We start from the raw sequence: 1,558 nt of genomic DNA on the forward strand, positions 1-1,558 counted from the left end.
CGCTTCGTGGCTGCGCCATCAGGTAGCCGAGGGTCTCAAGTGGCGGTTCCCCGAAGGCGTCCCGGACGGCTACGAGGAACGCTGCGATTACGAACTCGGCGTCATCGAGGGCAAGGGCTTCCCGTCCTACTTCCTCATCACCGCCGACCTCATCCAGCACGCGCGGGAGGTCGGCATCCTGGTCGGCCCCGGCCGTGGTTCCGCCGCGGGCGCGCTCGTCGCGTACGCGCTCGGCATCACCAACCTCGACCCGATCCCGCAGAAGCTGCTGTTCGAGCGGTTCCTGAACCCGGAGCGCATGTCGATGCCCGATATCGACATCGACTTCGACGACCGCCGCCGCGGCGAGATGATCCGGTACGCCACCGACAAGTACGGCTCGGACCGGGTCGCGCAGGTGATCACCTTCGGCACGATTAAGACCAAGGCGGCGATCAAGGACTCCGCCCGCGTGCACTTCGGCCAGCCGGGCTACTCGATCGCGGACCGGATTTCGAAGGCGCTGCCGCCGCCGATCATGGCGAAGGACATCCCGCTGTCGGGCATCGTCGACTCGAAGCACGAGCGCTACGCCGAGGCCGCCGAGGTCCGCACCCTGGTCGAGACCGACGAAGAGTGCAAGACGATCTTCGAGACCGCTCGCGGCCTCGAAGGCCTGATCCGCAACGCAGGCGTGCACGCCTGCGCGGTGATCATGTCGAGCGAGCCGCTCACCGACGCGATCCCGGTGTGGCAGCGCGACGACGGCTCGATCATCACCGGCTGGGACTATCCCTCCTGCGAGGCCATCGGCCTGCTGAAGATGGACTTCCTCGGCCTGCGCAACCTGACCGTCATCGGCGACGCGCTGGAGAACATCAAGGCCAACCGCGGCGAGGAGATCGACCTCGACCGGCTCGGCTTCGACGACCCCGAGGCGTACAAGCTTCTCGGCCGGGGAGACACGCTCGGCGTGTTCCAGCTCGACGGCGGCGCGATGCGCGACCTGCTGCGGCGCATGCTGCCGACCGGGTTCGAGGACATCATCGCGGTGCTCGCGCTGTACCGGCCCGGTCCGATGGGCATGAACGCGCACAACGACTACGCCGACCGCAAGAACAACCGGCAGCAGATCAAGCCCATCCACCCGCAGCTGGAGGAACCGCTGCGGGAGATCCTGTCCGAGACCTACGGCCTGATCGTCTACCAAGAGCAGATCATGCAGATCGCCCAGAAGGTCGCGGGCTACACGATGGGCCGAGCGGACACGCTCCGCCGCGCGATGGGCAAGAAGAAGAAGGAAGTCCTCGAGAAGGAGTACGAGGGCTTCGAAGAGGGCATGAAGTCCAGCCCGCTCGTCGAGGGCGGCTTCTCGCCGGAAGCGGTCAAGGCGCTGTGGGACACGATTCTCCCGTTCGCCGGGTACGCGTTCAACAAGTCGCACGCCGCCGCGTACGGCCTGATCGCGTACTGGACCGCCTACCTCAAGGCGAACTACACCGCGGAGTACATGGCCGCGCTGCTCACGTCGGTGGGTGACAACAAGGACAAGTCCGCGATTTATCTGTCGGAGTGCCGC

The 1,558-nt window shown here is 66.3% G+C and carries 1 protein-coding gene; it reads left to right on the plus strand.

From position 1 onward, the window contains the following. Positions 1–1,558, plus strand: a 1,558-nt coding sequence (dnaE, locus tag H4281_RS45015; protein WP_182896954.1) for a DNA polymerase III subunit alpha, incomplete at both ends; no start/stop codon positions are given.

The sequence above is a fragment of the Amycolatopsis dendrobii genome (assembly GCF_014145675.1).
Classification (GTDB): Bacteria; Actinomycetota; Actinomycetes; order Mycobacteriales; family Pseudonocardiaceae; genus Amycolatopsis; species Amycolatopsis dendrobii.